The 25,014-nt window shown below is 38.5% G+C and carries 16 protein-coding genes; 2 read left to right on the top strand and 14 right to left on the bottom strand.

Annotation, left to right across the window (positions count from 1 at the left end; all coding sequences use genetic code 11):
* Positions 1-527 precede the first annotated feature (527 nt).
* Both SLH46_RS10675 and gyrA read right to left on the bottom strand, forming a co-directional pair.
* Positions 528-1,703: a tetratricopeptide repeat protein gene (locus SLH46_RS10675; protein WP_320281174.1), complete on the bottom strand. Its 1,176-nt coding sequence runs from the start codon at positions 1,701-1,703 to the stop codon at positions 528-530.
* A gap of 121 nt (positions 1,704-1,824) precedes the next feature.
* Positions 1,825-4,335, bottom strand: a complete 2,511-nt coding sequence (gyrA, locus tag SLH46_RS10670; protein ID WP_320281173.1) for a DNA gyrase subunit A — start codon at positions 4,333-4,335, stop codon at positions 1,825-1,827.
* 264 nt (positions 4,336-4,599) lie between these two features.
* Between gyrA and SLH46_RS10665 the strand changes: the two genes are divergently transcribed.
* Complete coding sequence (locus SLH46_RS10665) at positions 4,600-7,128, top strand: ATP-dependent Clp protease ATP-binding subunit (RefSeq protein ID WP_320281172.1); 2,529 nt, start codon at positions 4,600-4,602, stop codon at positions 7,126-7,128.
* 49 nt (positions 7,129-7,177) lie between these two features.
* On the opposite strand, the gene SLH46_RS10660 is transcribed toward SLH46_RS10665, so the two are convergent.
* The 4 genes from SLH46_RS10660 to SLH46_RS10645 form a co-directional block, all read right to left on the bottom strand.
* Positions 7,178-8,956 (bottom strand): SpoIIE family protein phosphatase, encoded by a 1,779-nt coding sequence (locus tag SLH46_RS10660; protein WP_320281171.1) that lies wholly within the window; start codon positions 8,954-8,956, stop codon positions 7,178-7,180.
* 190 nt (positions 8,957-9,146) lie between these two features.
* Positions 9,147-10,016: a PfkB family carbohydrate kinase gene (locus tag SLH46_RS10655; RefSeq protein WP_320281170.1), complete on the bottom strand. Its 870-nt coding sequence runs from the start codon at positions 10,014-10,016 to the stop codon at positions 9,147-9,149.
* Positions 10,017-10,079: 63 nt separating this feature from the next.
* Positions 10,080-10,826: a 3-oxoacyl-[acyl-carrier-protein] reductase gene (gene fabG, locus SLH46_RS10650; protein WP_038562024.1), complete on the bottom strand. Its 747-nt coding sequence runs from the start codon at positions 10,824-10,826 to the stop codon at positions 10,080-10,082.
* A 178-nt stretch (positions 10,827-11,004) separates the two neighbouring features.
* Positions 11,005-11,742: an SIR2 family NAD-dependent protein deacylase gene (locus SLH46_RS10645; protein ID WP_320281169.1), complete on the bottom strand. Its 738-nt coding sequence runs from the start codon at positions 11,740-11,742 to the stop codon at positions 11,005-11,007.
* Positions 11,743-11,812: 70 nt separating this feature from the next.
* Between SLH46_RS10645 and mnmE the strand changes: the two genes are divergently transcribed.
* Positions 11,813-13,210, top strand: a complete 1,398-nt coding sequence (gene mnmE, locus SLH46_RS10640) for a tRNA uridine-5-carboxymethylaminomethyl(34) synthesis GTPase MnmE (RefSeq protein WP_320281168.1) — start codon at positions 11,813-11,815, stop codon at positions 13,208-13,210.
* 109 nt (positions 13,211-13,319) lie between these two features.
* On the opposite strand, the gene SLH46_RS10635 is transcribed toward mnmE, so the two are convergent.
* The 8 genes from SLH46_RS10635 to SLH46_RS10600 all read right to left on the bottom strand — a co-directional run bounded on the left by SLH46_RS10635 (position 13,320) and on the right by SLH46_RS10600 (position 25,001).
* Positions 13,320-15,317, bottom strand: coding sequence for a glycoside hydrolase family 2 TIM barrel-domain containing protein (locus SLH46_RS10635; RefSeq protein ID WP_320281167.1), 1,998 nt, complete (start codon positions 15,315-15,317; stop codon positions 13,320-13,322).
* Positions 15,318-15,359: 42 nt separating this feature from the next.
* The gene (locus SLH46_RS10630; protein ID WP_320281166.1) at positions 15,360-16,223 is read right to left on the bottom strand and encodes an alpha/beta hydrolase; all 864 of its coding nucleotides are present in this window, start codon (positions 16,221-16,223) and stop codon (positions 15,360-15,362) included.
* Between the two features lie 12 nt (positions 16,224-16,235).
* Entirely contained in the window at positions 16,236-17,054 is an 819-nt protein-coding gene (locus SLH46_RS10625) for an SGNH/GDSL hydrolase family protein (RefSeq protein ID WP_320281165.1), read from the bottom strand.
* A gap of 69 nt (positions 17,055-17,123) precedes the next feature.
* Positions 17,124-18,491, bottom strand: coding sequence for a sulfatase family protein (locus SLH46_RS10620; protein WP_320281164.1), 1,368 nt, complete (start codon positions 18,489-18,491; stop codon positions 17,124-17,126).
* 12 nt (positions 18,492-18,503) lie between these two features.
* On the bottom strand, positions 18,504-20,912 hold the full coding sequence (locus SLH46_RS10615; RefSeq protein WP_320281163.1) for a TIM-barrel domain-containing protein: 2,409 nt from the start codon (positions 20,910-20,912) through the stop codon (positions 18,504-18,506).
* A gap of 58 nt (positions 20,913-20,970) precedes the next feature.
* Positions 20,971-22,446 carry an alpha-L-fucosidase gene (locus SLH46_RS10610; protein ID WP_320281162.1) on the bottom strand — a complete coding sequence of 492 codons (1,476 nt, stop codon included), beginning with the start codon at positions 22,444-22,446 and terminating at the stop codon, positions 20,971-20,973.
* A gap of 20 nt (positions 22,447-22,466) precedes the next feature.
* Positions 22,467-23,834: a glycoside hydrolase family 28 protein gene (locus tag SLH46_RS10605; RefSeq protein ID WP_320281161.1), complete on the bottom strand. Its 1,368-nt coding sequence runs from the start codon at positions 23,832-23,834 to the stop codon at positions 22,467-22,469.
* Positions 23,835-23,852: 18 nt separating this feature from the next.
* The gene (locus SLH46_RS10600; protein WP_320281160.1) at positions 23,853-25,001 is read right to left on the bottom strand and encodes a glycoside hydrolase family 88 protein; all 1,149 of its coding nucleotides are present in this window, start codon (positions 24,999-25,001) and stop codon (positions 23,853-23,855) included.
* Positions 25,002-25,014: the final 13 nt, after the last annotated feature.

Genomic DNA, 25,014 nt, shown 5'->3' with positions numbered 1-25,014 from the left:
TTTATGCAGATCCGTATAGAAGAATCTTATTCTATAAATCTCGCTACTATTCTCGTTATGATAAGTAGGATGGTTGTCTAATTTTGCTACGGAAAGTTTTGACTTTTCTGCAATAGTAATCTATCAATGGGTAAAAATCTATTCAAAACTTAACGCGCTGAGATTTGCTTAAAAATTAATTTCCTTATAACTGTTCAGTAAATCAAAATCTGAGCGAATGCGATAAGGACGTTATTAGTTATTCAGAATAGCATAATCTAAGACGCCTTAGGCTTGTCCGTTTTAATTTACCCGAGTGGATTTAAACAAGTGCAAGCGAGGAATGAACGCAGACATAATTTAAAATTATAGGGAAATTATATCGCAAAAACACTGTAGACATCTTTACATAAAATCAGCAGAGCTGGGCGTATTATTGAAAGATTTCCATAATATGCAAAATAATACACGTGTCCTATAATTGATATTATGTAAATATTAATATATGTAAAAAAAGGAGAGAATTTCCCTCCTTTCCTTATAATATCTTATTGACCTAACACTTCAAGAATCTCGTTGTACTTGTCCATATTCTTCATACGGTAGTACAAGTTCTTTAATGATTCCAATGTCATTTCATCTTCCGGATTTAACTCGCGACATTTTTCCATGTAAGGAAGTGCTTTTTCCCACCAAATGTCTGCTTTTTTACTTTCAGCTTCGTATTTCTCGTTTTCGTTAGCTGGAATCGAGTTAGCAAACTCAATTTGTTTTACACCTTTATTGTAATAAAGTGCGCCAAGGTTATAATACGCGTTAAAGAAAGTTGGATCAACTTCAGCTGCTTTAGTATAAGCTGCTACTGCATTCTCTTCCTCACCAAATTTTTCATATAATGCACCTTTGGCAAAGTAATAAGTTACGTTGCTAGGATCTTGCTCAATTGCCATATCCAGGTATTTCAACGCTTCTTCGTTCTTACCCATTTTCATGTACAAGTCAATCATGCTTGTCAAAACGTTATTGTCTTCAGGGTATTTTTCGAAACCTTCCTGAACTGTTTTTAACGCATTTACAGTGTCTTGCATTTGAATATACGAATCAGAAATCAATGCGTAAGTTCTTGCACCGTTGTATCCGTATTTAGCTGATTCTCCGTAGTAGTGAATCGCTTTTTTATAATTCTTAGCATTATATGCAGCTAAACCTGAATTGAATAAAATAACTGTATCAATTGCACCAGGATTGTCTTTTTTAACAACAGGGATGTCCTGAATTTCAAGAATTTGCTCGAATGATTTTAGCGCCAATTCGTAATCGTTGTTGTTAAATGCTTCAACTGCCTGATTGGTCAGGTCGTTGGTTAATAAAGTAAGTTTGATTTTTACACTATTACCAAATTTATCTTTGTCATCAAGTTCAATTGCTTTTTTGTATGATTCCAAAGCTGTAGTAAGAGGATCTTCGCTTAACGCTTTAATGTTCTCATCCTGGCTTGCAAAAATAGCTTGATAAATTTCACCTCTAACTTCCCATGTTTTTGGCCATGGAAGAGATTTCTCTGCTTTTTCGTTTGAGGCATCTACAGCTTCATTAATAGCTTCCAAAGCCTTATCCAATTTACCTGTGTCTTTAAGATTCTGGGCACTGGTAACCTTTCCTTTCTGCGCAAAAACAGCAGAACCACAAATTACCAGGGCTAGTAGAATAATAGTTTTTTTCATTTTTATACCTTTTTAAAAATTTTAGAATATTATCGTTCAACTTAATTTTCAACTAATGTTAAGTTCACAAAATTATATGTTTTCAAATTTTATTCAAACAACATTGAAAATAAACAATAATTTATTCTTGTTCTAAGTTATTTTGTTCATTATCAATATTTTCAGATCCCTCTTCAGGAGCTTCTTCTGCATCTTCTTCAACGCTAACACGTGCAACCGATGCAATACTGTCATCATCTCTTAAGTTAATAACCCTCACTCCTTGTGTTGCTCTACCTAATAACGAGATGGTGCTAACCGCTAAACGGATGGTAATTCCTTTGTGCGTAATTATCATCAGATCATTGTCGTCTGATACGCTCTTAATGGCTACCAACTCACCTGTTTTCTCGGTTATATTCATGGTTTTTACACCTTTACCACCACGGTTGGTAATACGGTAATCATCAATTTTAGAACGTTTTCCGTATCCGTTTTCGGCAATTACCAGGATATCTTCGTTCTCATCCATTACACAAACCATACCAATTACTTCATCGTTCTCGTGACCAAGGGTAATTCCACGTACTCCTGATGCTGTTCTACCGATAGCACGAACGATACTTTCGTTAAAACGAATTGCTTTACCCGAACGTACAGCCAGCATAACTTCGCTGTTACCGTTTGTTAAGCGAGCTTCAAGTAGTTGGTCGCCTTCTTTAATGGTAATTGCATTTACTCCGTTTTGACGTGGACGTGAATAAGCCTCCAATGTGGTTTTCTTGATAATTCCTTTTTTGGTGGCAAGAATGATGTAATTATTATTAATGAATTCCTGATCTGCAAGTGTTTTAACTTTAATAAATGTCAATACTTTATCATCAGGTTCAATGTTCAGCATGTTCTGAATTGCACGACCTTTTGAAGCTCTTGTTCCTTCCGGAATTTCATAAACCTTCAACCAGTAACACTTTCCTTTTTCTGTAAACAGTAAAAGGGTGTTGTGCATTGAGGCAATAATAATATGCTCTAAGAAGTCTTCATCGCGGGTGGTACTTCCTTTTGAACCGATTCCTCCCCTTCCCTGAGTTCTGAACTCGGTAAGCGGCGTACGTTTAATGTAGCCCAAATGCGAAATGGTGATTACCATTTCTTCATCAGCATAAAAATCTTCAGGATTAAATTCTTCGGCGTTAGGAACAATTTCTGTGCGTCGTTCATCACCGTATTTATCTTTTACTTCCTGAAGCTCTTCTTTTATGATTGCCATACGTAAATTAACGTCGGCAAGAATGGCTTTCAAATGTTCGATTTGCGCCATTATTTCTTCAAATTCTTTACGCAGTTTGTCTTGTTCAAGACCTGTTAACTGACGCAGACGCATTTCAACAATTGCACGCGACTGAACTTCAGACAATTCGAAGCGTTCGATTAATCTGTTTCTGGCTTCTTCAGGAGTTGAAGATCCACGAATAATTGCAATTACTTCATCAATATTGTCGCTGGCAATGATTAAACCTTGCAGAATGTGGGCACGCTTTTCAGCTTGTTCCAATTCGTATTGCGTGCGGCGTGTAACCACTTCATGACGGTGATCAACGAAATGTTTGATCAGGTCTTTCAGGTTCAGAATTTTTGGACGGCCATGTACCAGTGCAATACTGTTAACACTAAACGACGTTTGTAGCTGAGTGTATTTATACAATTTGTTTAAAACAACGTTGCTCATTGCATCGCGTTTTAAATCGTAAACCACACGCATTCCTTCGCGGTCCGATTCATCGTTAACATTCGAAATACCTTCAATTTTCTTCTCGTTAACCAGGTCGGCAGTTTTTTGAATCATTTCTGCACGGTTAACCATGTAAGGAATTTCAGTTACAACGATTTTCTCGCGACCACCTTCGTTTTCAATGTGAGCTTTACCTCTGATAACAATACGCCCTTTACCGGTTTCGTAGGCATCTTTTACCCCCTGGTAACCATAAATGATTCCTCCTGTTGGGAAATCAGGCGCCTTAACAATATCGATAAGCTCTTCCATCTCGATGTCGTTGTTTTCAACGTACGCAATGGTAGCGTCAATTACATCGCTAAGATTGTGCGGAGCCATATTTGTTGCCATACCAACAGCAATTCCCGAAGCTCCATTTACAAGCAACTGAGGGATTTTTGTTGGTAACACGGTAGGTTCTCCCAACGATTCATCGAAGTTAGGTTGAAAATCAACTGTGTTTTTATCTAAATCCGCTAAAGTTTCTTCCGAAATTTTCGACATCCTTGCTTCTGTATAACGCATCGCTGCTGGACTATCGCCATCAACAGAACCAAAGTTTCCCTGTCCGTCAACCATTGGGTAACGTAACGACCAGTTTTGCGCCATACGTACCATGGTAAAATATACTGAAGAGTCGCCATGCGGGTGGTACTTACCAAGTACTTCCCCAACAATCCTGGCCGACTTTTTATATGGACGATTGGAAAGAATTCCTAATTCGTGCATGCCAAATAAAACCCGGCGGTGTACCGGTTTAAAACCATCGCGAACATCTGGTAGTGCACGCGAGACAATTACCGACATGGAATAATCAATATAGGCAGATTTCATCTGCTCCTCAATGTTTATTCTGATAATTTTTTCACCTTCTGTCATTATATCTCCTTTCAAAATTATTTATCAAATAAAAAGACCCACAAAAATAGTAAAATCATCCGTGTAACGCGCATATTTAAAAGCCTTTTACAAGTTTTTGATAAGAAGATATTAACATTTCAACTGACATTATTCATGATGTTTAGGTTACCTTTGGATAACTTCTGCCAATAAGACATGTTGCCGCTTCAAAATTTATTTAATTTAGTGTTTCAACCTTTTGGGAATAGTATTTGTTGAAACGAGATAAAAGGATACTTGTATATGGATTCACAATTTTCACCAAGAATTAAAGACATTATTGGATATAGCCGGGAGGAGGCAATTCGTTTGGGAAATGACTACATTGGCCAAGAGCATCTTTTTTTAGGAATTTTGAGAGAAGGCGAAGGTACTGCTACTGATATTCTTGAAAATTTAGGTGTTGACCTGGTCGAGGTTAAAAGACTCATTGAAAGCAAAGTCCGCACGGATAAAGATATAAATCAGAAAGCCGATTTGATCATGCTGAAATCAACTGAAAAAACATTGAAGTTGATTTATTTGGAGGCACGTTCGTTTAAAAGTGCGACAGCCAACAGCGGGCATCTTCTGCTAGCTATATTGAAAGACAATGACAGTTTGATAACGCAACTTTTAGTTGAGTTAGGAATTAACTACTACATGGTTAAATCGCAACTTCAGGACTACAAACAACCGGAAGCAAAATCGGATTTTCCGGATAGCGACGACGATGAACCTGCTGAAGGTTTCGGAAAAGGATCTTCTTCGGGAAGTTCAAGTTCGAAGAAAGCTGCCGGTGCAAAATCGGATACGCCTGTTCTTGATAATTTTGGTATTGATATTACCAAATTAGCAGAAGAAAACAGTCTTGATCCGATTGTTGGCAGGGAAAAAGAAATTGAGCGTTTGGCACAAATTCTTAGTCGTAGAAAGAAAAACAACCCGATACTTATTGGAGAGCCAGGTGTTGGTAAATCGGCAATTGCCGAAGGTTTGGCGCTGCGTATTGTAAGCAAAAAAGTATCACGCATTTTATTCGACAAGCGCGTGGTTAGCCTGGATATAGCTTCGATTGTTGCCGGCACAAAATACCGTGGGCAATTCGAGGAGCGTATGAAAGCTATATTGAATGAGCTGTCGAAAGTAAACAATGTAATTTTGTTTATCGACGAAATTCATACCATTGTTGGAGCAGGTGGTGCAACCGGATCGTTGGATGCGGCAAACATGTTAAAACCGGCTCTTGCACGTGGCGACATTCAATGTATTGGTGCCACTACCCTTGATGAATACCGCCAGCAAATTGAAAAAGATGGTGCGCTGGAACGTCGTTTCCAGAAAGTTATGGTTGATCCAACTTCAATCGACGAGACCATCGAGATTTTGAATAACATTAAAGAACGATACGAAGATCACCATAATGTAATATTCACACCAGAAGCGATTGAAAGCTGTGTGAAATTGACTGCGCGTTACATTACCGATCGTTATCTGCCGGACAAAGCTATCGATGCATTGGATGAAGCCGGATCGCGTGTTCATATTTCGAATATTAATGTTCCGGACAGTATCGTTAAACTGGAAGAAAAGATAGAGAAGACCAAAGAAGACAAAATTGCGGCGGTAAAAAGTCAGAATTTCGAGTTGGCAGCCAATTATCGTGATAAAGAAAAGAACCTGCTCACCCTTTTGGAAGATGCAAAAGAAAAGTGGGAAAAAGATCTTTTGAATCATCGCGAAACGGTTGACGAGCATAAAGTTGCTGAAGTAGTTGCAATGATGTCGGGAGTTCCGGTACAACGGATTGCACAAGCTGAAGGCAAACGCCTGATGAATATGGGTAACGATTTGAAAGGCAAGGTTGTTGGACAAGACGAAGCAATTGCAAAAATTGTTAAAGCTATTCAACGTAACCGTGCAGGTTTGAAAGATCCGAATCGCCCTATCGGAACATTTATTTTCCTTGGTCCTACCGGTGTTGGAAAAACCCAGCTGGCAAAAGTATTAACCAAGTATTTGTTCGATAATTTGGATTCGTTGATCCGAATTGATATGAGTGAATACATGGAGAAATTTGCCGTTTCTCGCCTGGTTGGAGCGCCTCCTGGATATGTTGGGTACGAAGAAGGTGGTCAGCTGACTGAAAAAGTTAGAAGAAAACCTTATTCTGTTGTTCTGCTTGATGAGATTGAAAAAGCACATCCCGATGTGTTTAATATCCTTCTGCAATTGATGGACGAAGGACGATTAACAGATAGTTTGGGACGTAATATCGATTTTAGAAATACGATTGTTATCATGACTTCAAACATCGGTTCGCGCCAATTGAAAGACTTTGGCCGCGGTGTTGGTTTCTCTACTGCAAAAACGCCTGAAGAGGAAAATGAGCATGCAAAATACATCATTCAAAAGGCGCTTAAAAAAGCATTTGCACCGGAATTTCTGAACAGAATTGACGACGTGGTAATGTTTAACCAGCTGGAGAAAAAACACATCTTCAGTATCATCGATATTGAAATTGAAGATTTGTACAAACGTGTGGAAGCACTGAACTACAAGTTGAAAATTTCTCCGGCAGCAAAAGATTTTATTGCAGAAAAAGGTTACGATCCACAATTTGGTGCACGACCATTAAAACGTGCCATCCAGAAATACCTGGAAGACGAAATGGCTGAAATAATCATTAAAGCATCGATTACTGAAGGAGATACAATTTCGGTAGGTTTCGATAAGAAAAATGAAAAGCTGCAAATGCGGATTTTATCCAATAAAAAAGCATTGAAAGAATAAGATTTTCAATAAGATAGAATGGAAAAGGAGGTTTGAAAACCTCCTTTTTTTATGCCTTTTTATAATTAAATATCAGCATGGTAATGTCATCCGATTGTAATGCATGTCCACGGTAGGTTTTATAGCTGGTTTCCAATCGTTTTGTCATCTCTTTTGGACTAAGGCCCACCAACGATTTTAAATTCTCTTCAAACCGCTCAACTCCATAATGCATATCATCTTCGTTTAGCATTTCGGTAACTCCATCGGTATATAAAATCAGCGTGTCGTTTTTCTCGAGTTGAATGTTTGCAGAACTGTATGATTTATCGGGGTACAATCCTAAAGGCAAACCATGCGATTGATCGAGTCCCAGTAATTTGCCATTGCGTTTTAACACATAACCGGGAGTATGTGCGGCATTACAATATTCGAGGTTGCCGGTTTTTAAGTTTAATATTCCCAGAAATAAAGTCAAAAAGAATTGATGTTGATTGCTGGTGCAAAGTTCTTTATTCGCCCTTTTTACAATGCTTTTGGCATCGGGAACGAGCGCATTTGTTTTTATTGTTGTTTGTGCCACACTCATAAAAAATGCTGCCGGAACTCCTTTCCCTGAGACGTCTCCCATTGTTAAAACAAGGTGGTCGTCATCGATAAAAAAGTAGTCGAACAAGTCACCGCTAACTCCCCTTGCCGGTTTATAAGTCGTAAAAAGATCAATATCTGTGCGATCAGGAAATGCAGGATAGATAGTTTTAATAAAACTTTGTTGAATTTCGGAAGCTTGTTTCATATCCTCGTGGCGCTGTTCTCTTTTCCGCTTCTCATCCGATTGCGTTTGAAGATACTTTTCGTACCACGATTTCATGTAATTTAAACTTTCAGCAACCTGGATAACTTCATTCTCCGGAATGTTCGTATAAGGCCCTGTTAAATTACTGAAGCGTTTTAACTGTTGTGTTACATTACTTAACGGTTCAATCTGTCTGTTAATGATATAAGTAACAGTTAGATAAATGATTAGGATTCCCAATACAGAGAAAAACAGCATTTGCAGAACAGGCATAAAAAGCGGTTCATACAATTCATTATAAGGCAGCACTGATACCAGTGTCCAGCCGTTTTCTACAATCGGCGTATAATAAACCATTGCCTTTTCGTAGTTTAACATTTCCGGGTATCCAATCATAGTTCCCGGTTTCCGGGATTTCAGAATGCTGTCGGTTCTGGCACTCATGTTTCTTTTGTACACTTCGCCAGGAAGATCGTAAATACTTCTGTTTAACACCCAGTCCGGTTTTGGATGTGTAATATAAACTCCTTCTTTCGATAACAAAAGTGCAAAACCTTCCTCGCCGATTTTCATGCCGTTGACTTCTTTGTTTAACTCAGCGAGCGATAGTTCACAAATGACATTCCCAACACGAATCTCTTTTTTATCAGTATTTTTTATGAAAATCGGGGCGCAATAAGCTACTACCACCGAATTATTTCTTTTGCATAAATAAGGTTCCGACCAGCCTCCTGAAGGATGGGTAAGCAGATTTTCAAAATGTTCCTGTTCTTGTATACATTCCTGGTAGCTATGCTCTCCCCTCACCAGCGCTGTTGTATCGCCTTCTTTATATGTGAAATAACTCCAGTGTTGCAAATCGGTAACGGTTGAATCAATATTGATAAAGATTGCATTCAAAAACGTATACTTATCAATCAAACTTTTAATAAACAGGTCGACATGATCTTGTTGACCATAAAAAATTACCTGGTCGGCAATATTTTTCGCTACTTCAGAAGTAGTAACCACATGGCGTCGAACATTGCCGGTTACTCCCGAACTTTGTGTCATCGCCTGATTTTTGACACTTTCTTTAATTAATGTTTGATTAAACAGAAAGAATATGCCTATAAAAGCAATAAAGACGCCTATAACTGCCAAAGAGATATAAACGCTTAATCGATAAGCGATTGATTTATTTAACATACTATCTATTTATCTTACCCCCGATAAAAACAATTTACGGATTATTTTTTAGAAGTCAAGCATTATGATTAAAATTTAACCATTGGCGGGTGCCCTCAAAACGACATGTAAATGAAGCCAAAACTGCAGCTTTTTGCAGGGCTGTTTCAAAGTTGTTGTGGTCAAGAAAATAATAGCAAAATGCGCCGTGGAGAAAATCTCCGGCACCCAGTGTGTCTTTCACTTCAACGTCCGGAACTGAAACACTACCCTTCTTTCCCTGTGAAAAATATTCAATTTCTGATCCGCCATTTGAAATGGCAATCGATTTTACATTTTTCGAATTCATATAATCAAACAATTCTTGCTGAGTTGTACAGTTTGGTGGCATAAAATCTGCCGAACAAATTGCAATGTCGATATAGTTAAAAAGCTCATGAAATTGAGGTTTCCAACTTCCACAATCGGAAACTACAGGTATACCCCGCTCTTTACAAATACGAGCACATTCAATGCTGAATTCAGGATAAAAGCCATCAACTAATAATAGCTGAGGATTTACCAGATCGATCAATTTCTGTGGCATTATCGTACTCTCGAGTTGTTTCGGATTATGCGATATAATTGTTCGATCGCCGTTTTTAGAAGTCAGGACCGTGGCCAAAATGGTTTCAAATTCCTGACCATAAGCCAGATCAAAATGTTCTACTCCTACACTATTCAGATCCTGATCGATAAAAGATGAAAAAGCATTCAAGCCTGCAGGACTGGCAAGCGTTGCCATTTTGTTCAGATATGCAAACGCAACGGCAGCATTCGTTGCCGGACCTCCAACAAGAATATCAGGAATGCTGGTTTTAATTTTGGTATTGACGACCGGAATCTGATCAATAAAATATTGAATGTCGATTGTGGTCAATCCAACGAATAAGGCTTTGTGGTTCATTACCGCAAAGAAACAAAAAAAGCTGCCTTTGCAGACAGCTTTCCTTTGATTTTATAATGTTTTTTAAGTGTTCATTGCTCCACAAACAGTAATAACCTGTCCGCTAACGTACGACGACAGATCAGACGCAAGGAATGTTGCAACACCTGCTACTTCTTCAGGTGTTCCACCTCTTTTTAATGGAATTGAAGCTTCCCATGCTTTACGTGCTTCTTCAGGGATTTTACCGGTCATTTCTGTAATGATAAAACCAGGTGCGATGGCATTTGAACGAACACCACGAGAACCTAGTTCGCGTGCGATAGACTTGGTAAAACCAATAATACCGGCTTTAGATGCCGAGTAGTTGGCCTGACCTGCATTTCCGCTAACACCAACAACCGAACTCAGGTTGATAATTGAACCCGAACGTTGTTTTAACATCGTGCGTTGAGCTGCTTTTGTAAAGTTAAAAACAGATTTTAGGTTAACATTAATAACTGCATCCCATTGGTCTTCAGTCATTCGCATTAACAGCGTATCTTTTGTAATACCAGCATTGTTTACCAACACGTCGATACGACCAAATTCTTTAACAATTTCGTTTACAACACGGTCGGTATCTTCAAAATTACTTGCATCAGAAGCATATCCTTTGGCTTTTACACCGTAGGTTTTTAATTCCTCTTCCGTAGCTTTCATATTGTCATCTTCAAAAAGGTCGGTAAAGGCAACATCGCACCCTTCCTGTGCATACTTTACAGCAATTGCTTTACCAATACCACGAGAAGCACCGGTGATAATCGCTGTTTTTCCTTCAAGTAATTTCATCTTTTATAATTTTAATTTCGATGACCACGATCGGTAATGAGGTAGCCATCGTATTTGTTTTTCGTAGCGCAAATATAAATTTTCTTCAAGTTATACGGAAAATGAACTGTAGATTAATTGCTTTACGGGCAAAGTAAGTTCACTCGTACTATAAACTTCAAACATTTGGTTGAAAAATTCAAAAGAGTAGTTCGTCTAATTGATTTAAAATTTCGGCGGCTTTTCCTTTTAAATGGATGTCGGTAATTGCCGATGTAAAAATCGTTTCTTCGGGATTAATTTCAATAATGGTTGCTCCTGCCTGCTTTGCTGTACGAGGCACGTACGATGCAGGTGTTACTTCTCCTGTAGATCCGACAATGATACAAACCTCAGCTTTTTCGGCCGAAGCAAACGAGTCGGCATAAGCATCGTGTGGTATTCCTTCTCCAAAAAATATAAAATCGGGTTTAAGTATTTCCCCGTCGTTATTACATTTGGGTGGAATATTCGCAAAATCAATGTCTTTTGCATCATAAACCTTTCCGCATTTCAGGCATTTAAGTTTTTTTGAATTTCCATGAAATTCGTAAACAGTTTTACTTCCGGCCTCGTAATGCAAATTGTCGATATTTTGGGTAACAACAGCATTTAACAGATTGTTGCTTTCCATTTTTGCCAATACACGGTGAGCATCATTTGGTTTGGCATCGGCAAAAAAGTCATAAAATATCTCTCGAATGTATGTCCAGCAGTGTTCAGCGTTGTTTAAAAAGTAGCTTAAATCCAGCACTTGCGGATCATATTTGTTCCAAAGTCCATGTCCTCCTCGAAAAGGAGGAATTCCGCTTTCGACAGAAATTCCGGCACCCGTAAATGCAATTGTGAAATTGGATTGTTTAATGATTTTTGACGTTTCTTTTAGTAGAAGATCCATTTTTAAATGCCTTTATACTGCTTTAAAACTAATCAAAATAATGGTCTATCTTTGCGAAAAGATTTCGAAAATGTTAGATCAGTCAACAATATGCGCTATTTCGAGCTCTCCGGGAGTTGGAGCAATTGCGTTAATTCGCCTTTCAGGTAGCGATGCGATTAAAATATGCGACAGTGTTTATGAAAGTCCGAAAATAGGTAAGTCACTTGCCGATCAGGCTGCAAATACGCTTCATTTTGGAAAAATCGTTTCGGGTGAAGAAACCATCGACGAAGTGGTTATTGCACTGTTTCGTGCGCCACATTCGTTTACCGGCGAGGATATTATTGAAATTTCATGTCATGGCTCTGTATATATTCAGCAACGTATTTTGAATGTGCTGGTTGAAAACGGAGCACGCTTAGCTTTACCAGGTGAATTTACGCAACGTGCATTTCTGAATGGAAAAATGGACCTTTCGCAGGCGGAAGCGGTGGCTGACGTAATTGCATCTTCGAATGCTGCTGCACACAAACTGGCCATGAACCAGATGCGCGGTGGCTTTTCGAAAGAAATCAGTGCTTTACGCGACCAGCTTTTGCATTTTACTGCAATGGTAGAACTTGAGTTGGATTTTAGCGAAGAAGATGTGGAATTTGCTGATCGAACTGCCTTGCACAAACTAACCGAGCAAATCGAAAAGTTGTTACGAAAGCTAAAAGATTCGTTTCAACTGGGAAATGCCATTAAAAATGGTATTCCGGTTGCCATCGTTGGCGAAACCAACGTTGGAAAATCTACACTTCTAAATGCTTTATTGAATGAAGACCGGGCTATTGTTTCGGATATCCATGGTACTACACGTGATGTGATTGAAGATGTGGTGAATATTCATGGAACTGCATTCCGCTTTTTCGATACTGCCGGAATTCGTGAAACCGAAGACCAGATTGAAAACCTGGGAATTGAGCGTAGTTACAGCAAGCTGGAGCAGGCAACTGTTGTTTTGCTGGTAGTTGATACCAATAATCCCTACCCGCTTGTAGAAAGCCGTATTCAAAAGATTCGCGAACGAATTGCTCCGCATCAAACACTTATAATTGTGGCGAATAAAATCGATTCCGGTTTGCGAGACACCATTCAGCAAATTGAGTTAATGGAACTCACCGATAACGAAAAAGCCGTATTTATAGCTGCAAAACAAAAGGAAAATCTCGAGGAGTTGATCGATTATATGACTCATTCCATAAATATGGAGGAAGCTGAACAACAGGATGTAATTGTTACCAATGCCCGCCATTACGAAATACTTAAAAATGCGCACGCAGCGATTTTGCGTGTATTAAACGGACTTGATATGCAAATTACCGGCGATTTCCTGGCACAGGATATTCGCGAATGTTTACATTATCTGGCTGAGATCACCGGAGAGGTTGGCACTGAAGAGGTTTTGGGTCATATTTTCAAGAATTTTTGCATCGGAAAGTAAATAAATACTCATGATTCAGTTTATTGAATTGTTTATTAACTCCCTTGTTCAATAATTTTTATGTCATTATTTTATAATTAATCAGTAAAAAATTCACTTTCGACTAAGTTTATTCCTGAGATAAAAAAAGAACAAAAGCATCATTCGCAGGAATTGAAACCTTAGAATCCTCAGAAGCTTTTCCGTAAATTGCTTTTTTTATTTTCCATCCGTTTTTTATGGTTAATTCCACATTCTTGTCTTCCGGACTGTAGTTGACCAAAACAATAACCATGCTGCCATCAGCAAGTTTATGCTCGGTAATTCCTATATAAGGATCATTTTTCCTTACCAGACGGTTTTTCTCAATTAATTCATCAGCAATACGTTGATAAACTTTCCAGCATTCCGGAGCATTTTCTGTAAAACCGGACGGCGTATTCGTTAAATTCATTTCCATCGGGAAACCCAGGAAATAGATTTTCCCTTTGCCATAATCATTTACAGTAAAAATAGGATTACCATCTTTTTCGTGAGCCAATACTGTTGCCGTTGAAGGTTTTACTTTTAACTTCCGGCTGGCTCCCATCGAGAACGTTTTAATGCTGCCGTCGTTCGAAATAAAACCTGCCGCTTCGGTTCGGTTTTGACTTGATACAATATCAATACCGGCCGGCTCAACAAAGGGAGAAAGAAAACCCAGGTCGAAAGAAACATAAAGTGTGGCTCCATTTTTCACTTTGTCGAGGATACTTAACCATTCTTTGCGGTTAATGAGGGTAAGTCCTTTTATCGACGGCATAATATACAAAGGAGCCTCTTTTAACGGTTGGTTACCATACTGAAATTCAATATCAAATCCTGCCTGTTTTGCCAGAATGTAAGTTGAATATGCAGCTCCCCACTGATCCTGTCCGTCGGTGAGAATACAAACCGCTTCTTTTTTGTGTGGTGGCAGAGAATCAAAGGGAAGACCATCGATAAACTTTCGAAATTTTTGCAATTCACCAACAACGGGTTTGGGCGAACGGTCGGTTTTAAAAAGGCCAAGATCGCGCTCTACTGCGTACCATTCGTAAGGTGTAAAATCGAGTTGGTTTTGGTCGTAAGCACACCACCACAAAACGCCGTGGCAATTGTTCGCCCAATTATTAAACAAAATAGAACGAAGAAACTCCGTTTTGGTCTGCTCGTTCGCCTCCATGAGTCCCATAATTCCTATTTCTTCCACTAAACATGGTTTACCTCCAACGTCGCCATAAAAGCGGGTTTCGGCAGCTGAGTGCATTATCGTTCGTATTGTATTCGATGGATCCTGGTTTGTATGAGGCGACCAAAATGGATAAGGATGAGTGGTAAGAAGATCTGTCAATTCAGCCTGATCCTGAATGCGCCAGGTCGCATTACTACCGCAACTTAAGCTATGCATCCCCGATACAACCGGGCGGCTTTGATCTTCGGCTTTTATGGCATTTACAATAGAAGCTGTCCAAACATAAGCAGCCTCCGAGTTTTCCATCGATTCCATCACATTGCACTCATTTCCTAAATCCCAGGCTGCAATTGCCGAATGATTTTTGAATTCGTGCACCATGTTTCGTACAAATTTCACCTGCCACATAATCGAAACAGGATCCGACAAAATTCTTCTTCCTTCCAGTGCCGGAGGAATAAAAAGTTGCCCACTCATCCAGCCGGTAACTAAACCTACAATTAATTTAATATTGTGCTTTTCTGCTAAATCTGCAAATTGCCTGAAATGGTCGAGTTGCACTACACTAACCCCGTCTTTTCCGGGACCGGTGCCTGGTAACGGACCATCTTTAAACCGTATTTCCTGTAAATTACCCTTCGCACCATAATACTGATAAATGGGTTGAAAGTCGGGCCAAATCGGGAAAACACGAATAACCTGGAGTCCAGCCTCTGAAATCTGTTTCAGATCTTCGTCAATTACATCAGGGCGCCAATCATTCCACATATTGGTGCCGGCATGAGATGCCCAGTAATTACATCCTAAAACAAACTTCCCGTCTTGCGTTAGAGGAAGAGTTTCATTTTTTTGTACTTGTGCGGTCAGACATAAACATGACCAGCTAAAAATGATTAATAATAGATTCTTCTTCATAAGTAAACAACTACTTTAAATCAAACAACTCGTGCTTGCTATTTATTTATGAAAGGATTGTGAAATAAATTTCAGGCCATCGTATAAACCAACTCGCCAATACTCCCACGAATGTCCTCCGTTTCTCATTCTAAATTCATGTGGAATATCTAAATCTCTCATTTTTACATGCAAAGCAGCATTTCCCTTGTATAAAAAATCATCATCACCACAATCCAAATAATAATGAACCGATTTAATTTTCTCCAGATCAGTGTTATCCATAATATGTAAAGGGCAATATTTTTTCCAGTAATCACTTACACCATTTGCGGGCTTTGGACCATAAAGATTTCCAAAAAAATGGTCGTTTTTTTCGGAATCTGAGATTTCCTCATCTGTAAATGTAGCTGCACTTAAGGCAACGCAGGAAGAGAACAGCTCGGAATGATGCATCGCCAAAAACAAGGCACCATTTCCCCCCATCGAAAGGCCGGCAATGGCTCTAAATCGCTTCTGACTCCGAATTCTATAATTCGATTCAATAAACGGAATAAATTCCTGTATAAACATATCTTCCCACGAATCACTCCCGTCAAAAGCGTTACTATACCAGGTAAGTTTTCCGTCAGGCATAACAATTATGCACGGAGCAAAGTCACCATTTTTAATTCCTTTGTCAGCAGTCATATTGGCTTCACCGTATTGAATCCAGCCTGTATCATCATCGGAATAGCCATGCAGCAAATACAAAACAGGATAATTTCTGTTCGATGTTTCATAATCAGGTGGAAAATAGATTGAATATTTAACAGGATAGTTGACAATTTTGCTTTCAAACTCAAGGGATTCAACAACTTTACCCTGCTGGGCAAATGCTGCTGAATAAAAACTAAGTACCAGTATAATTATTAATATCGGTTTCATAATGTATGCTGTCTATTTATCAATTACAAATGTTGATGGCAAACTCAGCAATTGAAATTGTATCGTTTTTGCCAATCGAAAATTTCCAAGACTTCCTATATGTAACATGTCTGTTTTCTCATTTTTAAAATACTTTATCTGAGATTCTTTCATCGGATATAATCCGCTATCGGCAAATAAATCGAAAATAGGAACAGACCACAAACTTGATGCTTCTTTTAAAGTATTTACGTAACCATTGATAAAAAAACCTAAGTCATTCGCAAAGCTTTCTTCAGGTTGAATATTTTTGTCTCCAAATTTCGCATACCCCCTGTGTATAGGAGTCATAATAATAATTTGCTGGTCAGGGAAATTTGTTTTTAGGTAAGAAATAACTTTGTTAATCCGACCACAGAATGTCGTATCGTTTTCAATCAACGTTCTATATTTCCGTAAAACAATTTTTCCGTTATGATTTGTTTCGGCCAGTTTTTCATCGAAAAACTTCCCTAAAGGCAAGTTGGCATTATAATCGTTGGTTCCTGCAAAAATGATAATCGCATCGATATCTACTCCTCTTTCAGCACGCAATTTCTTCGCCTGGTTATATATGCCACTCCACTGATCTCCATTAACTCCATATACGAATGGTTCAATTTGCAACCAGTCGGTCAGGTATTCCCAATACATTTTATTTTCAGGATCCCATTTTTCGGTCATTGAGTCCCCTAAAAAGGCAACCTTTTTTCCTTCCCATTGAGATGTGTTTACTTTGTTGTTTGTTGTTTGAGCATTGGTATTAACTATAGTAATAATAATCGCAAACGCTGCGTAGAAAAAGTTTTTCATAACTATTTCGAAGATATTAACTACTTTCATCTAAAATTCTATCTAAAAAAATGTTAGCCTATAAACACCTTATTCTGAGGATTTCTTTTCCCATGGGATTGAACCTGCGTAGCGGATATGTTGAGACAATTCATATCTTAACTTGCGAAATAGTTGATCTGAATCACCCAATGGCTTTTCTTCTTTTGGGTCAACCTCAGTATTAAACAACTGCAACTCTTCAAAAGGACGATTTTGCACAAGTTTGTATTGACCTTTTCTCATGGCATAATAACATAAGCCGCCTATGTCATATCCGTCTCTACGCATAAAAAATACCATTCTATCAACAGCCTTCTGGTTTTCCTCAGAAATTAACGGATTTAAGTCAATTCCATCAATTTCATGTTCTATTTCAACTCCCGCTATTTTACATAGCGTAGGATAGAAGTCCATGGTAAGCCCCAATACATTGGTTTTAGAACCTGGCTTAATTTTATTTTTCCAGACCATACAGGTTGGAACTTTAATACCTCCTTCATACATATCCGTTTTCCCTCCTCTCAGATTGCCATTAGACGCAGCAACTGATAATAATCCCCCATTATCTGAGGAAAAAATGATAATTGTATTTTCATATTGATTAGCTTCTTTTAATGCCTTAATAACTCTTCCTATTCCATGGTCAAGATGTTCAACCAAAGCCACATTTTTTGCTCGTTTTTCTTCAATATTTTTCTCCCTTTTTTTTACTTTATCCAGCCATTCTTCAGGAGGTTGTATAGGGAAATGTGGTGCATTATAGGCAAGATAAAGGAAAAATGGTTTTTCTTGCTTGGTCTCATTTCGAATATAATCAATGGACCAATCCGAGAAAATATCTGTTGCATGTCCCTGCGGATTAACTTCATCTTTATTGAACCGCATATAGTTTTCCCCTTGTCTCAGATGCGTCCAGTAATCATCCATCATATCATCCAAAAAGCCATGAAAAAAATCGAAACCTTTATCATTCGGCAAATTAGGAGATTCCAGCCCCAAATTCCATTTGCCAACAATAGCAGTATGGTAACCCACTTTTTTTAACATCTCAGGAAGCGATTTTACACCGGGCAGTAAATAGCCCCAATTGGCTTCCTTCTTGGAGCGAACTAGTCCGGGGACTCCAACCATATCAGGGAAACGTCCTGTCATTAAAGCTGCACGAGTAGGCGAACAACATGGGCTATTGGCATAAAAATTATTAAATTTTATTCCCTCTTCGAAAAGATTATCAATATTCGGGGTATAAATGTCTTTACCGCCTTGACATGAAAGATCCCCATATCCCAGGTCATCCAGCAAAATAAATACAATATTGGGTGGTTTAGTTTCTTTGTTTATCCTCTGTTGTGCATTACCTGCTTTTGTAAAAATGACAAAGGCTGTGAATAATATGATTAGTTGATATAAATTCATCTCATACATTTTCTATTTCAATTCGACTTTTATAAGTCCTATATTCTTTTTGTTTATTGCTTTAACCCACAGATTGTTTGACTCCCCGTCGAAAAAGCAAACATTTGATTTCGCTTTACAAAAGGCTTCGTAGCTATTTGAGTATTGTAATTGTTGATTGCCCGAATAGATTTTTTCGGGAGTGATATTTTCGCTTAAATGAACGCGTAACAAATAATCTTTAGATGAATCAGTCCACGAAATTTTGAGTTCGTTTTTATTTTTCCAGTTTGTTACAATCGGAACTTCCCCTTCCCTGTCATTTAATATGAATTTATTCTCGGCTTCTGCTTCGGGCCATATGGCAAGCGTAATAAATTCGCTTGAGTATTCATTTCCAAAGCCGATTACATCATTTTTAATTTCGAGCGGAATAACAGCTCCTTCCTTCACAAAGACCGGGAATTCCCATTTTCTTGTAAATTCTTCGTCGCCCCAATTGAGTGTCGTTTTTCCGTCATATTTTACATCTTCGTTCCAGAAATCGAACCAGGTACCTTCTGGCAGATAAACGTCACGATAAGGTCTTTCATCCGTAAACGGAGCCACTAAAATATATTCACCTACAGTGAATTCATTTTCAACTCTCCATGTGTTTTGGTCCTTCTGATAATCGAAAACCAATGGTTTGCAAATAGGAGTACCATCCTTATGGGCTAAATTTGCAAGCGTTTCCCAGTAGGGAATCAAATCGGTATGCAACCATGCCAGATAACGGAAATGATCCATTAACTCCTCGGGATACCACCAGGGCATATTTAATGTTTGCATGCCGGGCAAAAATGCCCCAAACTGAGCCCATCGTATCCAGACATTATCGGGTGACGGCCGTCCTTCAAATCCACCGATATCAGTAGAAACAAAAGGAATTCCGCTAAATGAAAGAGACAGAGAAGATAATACTGATGAAGGCAGGCCATTAGCTGCAAAACTAGCACTTAAATCCCCGGGCCATTTAGAGTTTGTTTGTGCCCACGAACCAATCCATGCAGCACGCGGAATCATCAAAAAGTCATCGCCCATTTTTTTACTCAGGACTTCATGAAACACACGGTTATATTCCAGTGCATAGGAATTATGCACATCCTTACCTTCTCTTCCTTCATACAAAATAGCATCATTAGGTAGCCCCTGACCTGCGTCAAGTTTAAATCCTTTTAATCCGAGATCGATGGCCTGTTCAATTTGCTTTTGCCACCAGGTACTGGCTTCCGGATTAAAATAATCGATAAAATTATAATACGTTCCAGCCAGCTCACCCGACTTACTGATTTTAACTTTACCTTTATCCCTTTCACTATTCGCTTTTCTCACCAGGTAGCGTTTTTCTACTGCTTCTGCATAATTCGACGCTTCCGGATTCGTATAAGGAACTGTCCACGCTAACGTTTTTACACCAAGATCATCCAACTCTTTTATCAAACCTTTTAAGTCCGGTGTAAATTCAGTATTGGGAATAAAAGAAGTTCTTGCATCCTGCCACGGTGGTTCAAACCAGGTAACACCCACCGGAATATTCATCTCCTTCAACTTTTTTACCATTTCAAGATTTTGATAACCACGTAATGTCGAAGGACGTCCATCAGGAATATCAGGATCTGACATTAACCAAAACCAGGGTTCGAACGACCACCGGGGTGGTTTCGACGGCATTCCATGCAGGGCAACAAAATTTTGTACTGATGATGCCAGATTTTCTCCAATCAAAATTGTGTATGACAATTCACTGGCAGATAAATCAAACGTTAATTCATCTGATTTTAGCTGACCAACATCAAAATTAACCTCACCTCCGTAATCGATTGAAAATGTGTAATTATTGGTGGAAACAAAATAAGGCATCCAGGCACATTCATCGGGGGTGCCGCCTTTATCCCATATTTTAATTTTCTGTCCCCGCTGCGCCAGGTGTCCGTTCCAGCTCTCGCCAAAACCGTAAATTTCCTCAACCGGATTTAACTTTACTGTTCCTTTTATTTCTGAGAAATTTCCTTCATCTAAATAATACTTCAACGAAAAACCATATGTTGAAGCTCGTTCTATTGATAATTTGATTTGATATTCCTTTGTTGGGAGTACTGATAAAACAACTTTGTTATTATCCACCGTTTCAAGTATTTTAAAATCGTTCGGAGTAACCCATTGGTCGTTGATTAAGAACGATGGTTTTCGGTATTCCGAATAATGTATTTTTCCATCGTTACCGGCAACCTGGATTTGTCCGGTTTCTTTGGAGATAATAAGTTTTGCCTCTTTATTACAAAATTGAAATGATTTGTAGTTCTCGTTTATAAAGGGAAATTGCTCTGATTTCTGTCCAAGGACAACGTTGCAAACACCTGATAATAAAAATAAAATTAATCCACTCTTAAATATTCTCATGATTTTCAAAATATAACTGGTTTTATTACTGGTCTTAAATCTCTTAGCTGTCTGTTTGTTATTTATCTAAAACTATCTTCAAAGCATAACCTTTTGCATGTGGGTGTTTGGCTGGTAAATTCACTTTTAAACCATCAGAATCCTGTTCCCATTTCAGTTTGCTTTTGTTGCCCAACAAAGTCACTTTTTTAATTTTTTCCTGTGAACCGTCAAATGATCTTATCAGAATATTTTTGTCCTCCGGCCATTTTAAACTGGTAACATAAATAGCATTGTCTTTTTGCGAGAACCAGAAATCTTCTGATGTAAAACCGGCATTAAAACCTTCTTTTTCACGATCTGTGGTACTTTTCATTTCTACGCTATATGGCCCTTCGTGCCTTACTCTCCATCTTGTTGTTCCGTAAACCGCTTCACCATTTACCGACATCCACTCCCCAATTTCTTTCAATTGTTTTATACTTTCTTCGGGGAATAATCCTTCGGCTGTTGGGCCAACATTTAAAAGGTAATTTCCGCCTTTGCTGGTAATTTCGGTTATCCAATACAATAATTCGTCGTTCGATTTCCAGTCGGTATCGTAACTTTTTATACCCCAGGTATTGTTGAGTGTGCCCGGAGTTTCCCAGGCCGGATAATCAGTTGTAACTGAAGTTGGTATTTGATTGTCACCCGCCGTTTTAAAGTCGCCAAGATGATTTCCAACCCTGCTATTCACAAGGCATTTAGGTTGAAATTCATAAGCTAATTTGTAAAAATCAAAACTTTGCTGACTGTTCATAAACCGAGGAAAATCGTACCAGATTTCAAAAAGATCGGGGAATTTCTTCAACAATTCCCGCATCTGAGGTTTTGCTTTCTTTTCCTGATATTCGGTGTAAGTATTAGGTGACGGATCCCACAGATTTGCTCCATAATGGTCCTCATTTGTTGGGTCTTCCTTCATCTTTTGCGCATAACCGGCATCGCCGCCATCCATCCAGTCGATGGAATGCGAATAATAAATACCAAATCTTATGCCCTGCTTTTTACATTCGTTATACAATTCTTTCATGGGATCGCGACCAAAAGGTGTGGCATCAACAATGTTGTAATCGGAAACTTTTGAGCCGTACATGGCAAAACCATCGTGGTGTTTGGGCATGGCTACAATATATTTCATGCCTGCCTGTTTTGCACAACTCACCCATTCTTTTGCATCAAATTTTTCAGGATTAAAATCTTTTGCAATGTCCCGGTATTCATCTCTTGGAATCTCGGCATGGTACATAATCCATTCACCAAGGCCTTTTATTTTTTCTCCTTTCCAAATCCCGGCAGGTTTCGAATATAATCCCCAGTGAATGAACATGCCGAACTTAGCATCATTAAAGTCTTTCAAAGACTGTTTCTTGGATTTGTGCATTTGTTTCCATTGCTGCTGATTTTCTTTAGGTAAAGAATTTGAATCTGTAGATTGGGCAAAAGCAATTCCAGGTGCAGTAGCTAAGCTGATCAGAATAATCTGAAAAAGGAATAGTAGTTTATTGCTCATGATATTTGCTGTTAAATGGTTTAGTTAATCTTAAAATTCAGGGCGTTTTTATTTATTAAATCCTGATCCCTTACAACATCAGCTTTAATATTTGTCAGGGTTATATTTTCAACAGGAAGTTCCTCTGTACCATTAATTTTGGAGATAAATTGAACATTGTTTGCATCAATATTTTTCAGGAAAACATCTTTAATTTCAGTCAATCTTCTTTCGTATGTTGGAACCAGGTCACGCCACTGATAAAGCACATCTGTATCTATCTCGATTATCCCTCTTGATATTTTGCCAATTTTTATGTTTTCCACATAAATATTTTTAACATAACCTCCTCTTCGTTCATTGGTTTTAATGTAAACCAGGTTGCGTACATCAGCGCTGTCAGCAATGATACAATTGGTCATATACACATTTTCAATTCCTCCTGAGAGTTCACTCCCTATTGCCAGCAACTGGTGGCCATTTTTTACGGTACAGTTTCGTATTACAAGGTTTTTGGTAGGTGTATTTAAACGCCACGCATCCTGGTTCCTGCCCGATTTTACAGCAATAGCATCATCTCCCTGGTCGAACACACAGTTTTCAATTAATACATTCTGACTCATTTCGGGATCAATGCCGTCGTTATTATGCCCGTGTGCATATTCCTTTACATTTCTGATAACGACATTTTTGGACATGAAAGGATGGATCGTCCAGAACGGACTGTCTTGTACTGAAACACCATCCATTAATACATTTTCGCAACGGTTAAACTGAATAAAATGAGGACGGAAACGGGCAGAATCATTTGCCATTTGACGCTCTTCAATCGGGATATCTTTTGCGCCCATATTGTATAAACGCACCGAATTTCGCATATGTGAAGGAGGCCTTTCAAACCAAACTTTCCACACATCCATTTTAGCCTCCAATATCCCCTCGCCGGTGATGGCAATATTTTCACACATAAACGCATAAATTAATGGCGAATAGTTATAACATTCTAGGCCTTCCCAGGTAGATTGTACAGGTGGCAGGTAATCATTCGGATCATCTGAAAAAAGTAAGACAGCGCCCTTTTCAAGATGCAGGTTGACGTTACTCTTAAAATGTATTTTTCCAACCAGCCATTCTCCTTCGGGAATAATTACTTTTCCCCCTCCAATCTTGTTTGAACACTCAATGGCTTTGTTAATCGCCAGCGATGTTTTTTCCTTGTTTCCGGGCTCTGCACCATAATCACAAATATTAAATTCTTTACAATCACTAAAATCCGGAACTTTTATTGCAGGCATTTCAAAAGGTGCGTCAACATCTATTGAATTTATTTTCACTGTTACATTTTTACGTGAACAGGAAAGGGAAACAATCATTAAAATAAGTAAGAGAGAACTTACAATCTTCTTCATTTTCATAACCTTTTTCAATTAATAATCTCTTTTTCGTTTTAAAGCTTCCAGGTAATAATAATCCGCATAATTAAGCGGAAAATCTATTTCTGAATTGGCAGGATAGTTTCCAACTGAATGTTTTAGAAGGAAACCTTTGTTTGTTCCGATTGCAGCTAAATATTTATCAGAAGAAAGACTTTTTATAATCGCCTCTGCCTGAACAAAATATTTGTCATTTGTGTATTTACTTAGCTCGTATAATGCCGATGCAGTAACTGCTGCGGCAGATGCATCACGATAAGTGTTTGGGATTTTGGGATCATTGTAATCCCAGTAAGAAATCCTATCTTCAGGTAAATTTGATAAGATATAATCGGCAATTTTTACCGCTGCATCCAAGTACTTTTGATCTTTGGTTTCACGATAACAAAGTGTATATCCGTACAGTCCCCATGCCTGCCCGCGCGCCCACGACGAGTCGTCTCTTAAGCCCTGATGGGTTTGTTTTTTAATGGCTTGCCCTGTGATCGTGTCATAATCAACCAGATGGTACGAACTCATATCTTCACGAAAATGGTTGGCAAGCGTTTTATTCGCATGTTTAATTGCAATATCTTTATATTTAGGGTCTCCGGTTTCTTTTGATGCAAAAAATAGCATTTCCAGGTTCATCATGTTGTCGATAATAACCGGATATTGCCACTTATTAAAATCCCATGAACGAATACATTCTGTAACCGGATCAAAGCGGGTAATCAAGGACTCGGAGGCCTGAATAATTACATCCCGGTATTTATTTTCTCCTGTTGTTCTGTATGCATTTCCATAGCTACAATAGACCATAAAACCAAGATCGTGGGTGCTGGTCATATATTTTGCGCTATCAGTTTTCAGCGTATTTTCAATTGCTTTTTCTTTCCAGTTTTCATCGCCAGTCAATTCATACAGGTACCAATACGAGCCTCCCGAAAAACCACTGGTCCAGTCAGTATACCCGACTAAACGATATTCTCCGTCAGGTGTAATCGTTCTGGGCACTTTTGTCGGATTAGCAGTTTTCTTTTCCAGAATACTCATTTGTTCCGACAGTTTATCGTAGAAATTCTCTGTGGTGTTTTTCTCTTTTGAAGAATTACACGATGCAAATAAAACTGCAATAAGAATGATGAATATTGCTTTTATCATAGTTGGATTTCTT

Source organism: Draconibacterium sp. IB214405 (assembly GCF_033963885.1).
Classification (GTDB): Bacteria; Bacteroidota; Bacteroidia; order Bacteroidales; family Prolixibacteraceae; genus Draconibacterium.
The sequence above is the reverse complement of the archived record's forward strand: the minus strand, read 5'-3'. Positions and strand labels throughout refer to the sequence as shown.

What these genes read in the sequence shown, in the direction of transcription:
- SLH46_RS10675 (WP_320281174.1), bottom strand. Translation starts at nt 1,703, where the DNA reads ATGAAAAAAACTATTATTCTACTAGCCCTGGTAATTTGTGGTTCTGCT.
- gyrA (WP_320281173.1), bottom strand. Translation starts at nt 4,335, where the DNA reads ATGACAGAAGGTGAAAAAATTATCAGAATAAACATTGAGGAGCAGATG.
- SLH46_RS10665 (WP_320281172.1), top strand. Translation starts at nt 4,600, where the DNA reads ATGGATTCACAATTTTCACCAAGAATTAAAGACATTATTGGATATAGC.
- SLH46_RS10660 (WP_320281171.1), bottom strand. Translation starts at nt 8,956, where the DNA reads ATGACACAAAGTTCGGGAGTAACCGGCAATGTTCGACGCCATGTGGTT.
- SLH46_RS10655 (WP_320281170.1), bottom strand. Translation starts at nt 10,016, where the DNA reads ATGAACCACAAAGCCTTATTCGTTGGATTGACCACAATCGACATTCAA.
- fabG (WP_038562024.1), bottom strand. Translation starts at nt 10,826, where the DNA reads ATGAAATTACTTGAAGGAAAAACAGCGATTATCACCGGTGCTTCTCGT.
- SLH46_RS10645 (WP_320281169.1), bottom strand. Translation starts at nt 11,742, where the DNA reads ATGGATCTTCTACTAAAAGAAACGTCAAAAATCATTAAACAATCCAAT.
- mnmE (WP_320281168.1), top strand. Translation starts at nt 11,813, where the DNA reads ATGTTAGATCAGTCAACAATATGCGCTATTTCGAGCTCTCCGGGAGTT.
- SLH46_RS10635 (WP_320281167.1), bottom strand. Translation starts at nt 15,317, where the DNA reads ATGAAGAAGAATCTATTATTAATCATTTTTAGCTGGTCATGTTTATGT.
- SLH46_RS10630 (WP_320281166.1), bottom strand. Translation starts at nt 16,223, where the DNA reads ATGAAACCGATATTAATAATTATACTGGTACTTAGTTTTTATTCAGCA.
- SLH46_RS10625 (WP_320281165.1), bottom strand. Translation starts at nt 17,054, where the DNA reads ATGAAAAACTTTTTCTACGCAGCGTTTGCGATTATTATTACTATAGTT.
- SLH46_RS10620 (WP_320281164.1), bottom strand. Translation starts at nt 18,491, where the DNA reads ATGAATTTATATCAACTAATCATATTATTCACAGCCTTTGTCATTTTT.
- SLH46_RS10615 (WP_320281163.1), bottom strand. Translation starts at nt 20,912, where the DNA reads ATGAGAATATTTAAGAGTGGATTAATTTTATTTTTATTATCAGGTGTT.
- SLH46_RS10610 (WP_320281162.1), bottom strand. Translation starts at nt 22,446, where the DNA reads ATGAGCAATAAACTACTATTCCTTTTTCAGATTATTCTGATCAGCTTA.
- SLH46_RS10605 (WP_320281161.1), bottom strand. Translation starts at nt 23,834, where the DNA reads ATGAAGAAGATTGTAAGTTCTCTCTTACTTATTTTAATGATTGTTTCC.
- SLH46_RS10600 (WP_320281160.1), bottom strand. Translation starts at nt 25,001, where the DNA reads ATGATAAAAGCAATATTCATCATTCTTATTGCAGTTTTATTTGCATCG.